This window comes from Holdemanella sp. DFI.5.55, from assembly GCF_020593575.1.
Lineage (GTDB): Bacteria > Bacillota_I > Bacilli_A > Erysipelotrichales > Erysipelotrichaceae > Holdemanella > Holdemanella hominis.
Map to the genome: position 1 here is coordinate 1 of NZ_JAJDMK010000490.1, position 206 is coordinate 206.

Consider the following 206-nt stretch of genomic DNA (forward strand, 5'->3'; position numbering starts at 1 on the left):
AGCCGCGCATCAGATCCAAGGAAAAGAATGCCTCAATACGGCACTGGCAGCTAAAATGGCCGCTGAAAGGCAGGATCCGGCAATTGGCGCGATTGCCTCGACTGAAGCAGCCAAATTATATGATCTGGACATTTTGGCACCCAGCATCGAAAACGATAAGTCTAATCACACGCGTTTTATCATTTTTGGCCGCGCACCAGAAGTCT

1 protein-coding gene is annotated in these 206 nt (G+C 49.5%); it reads left to right on the forward strand.

Features of this window, described 5'->3' with window-relative positions; genetic code table 11:
• Positions 1-206, forward strand: a 206-nt coding sequence (locus tag LJE08_RS14925) for a prephenate dehydratase domain-containing protein (protein WP_304608390.1), incomplete at both ends; no start/stop codon positions are given.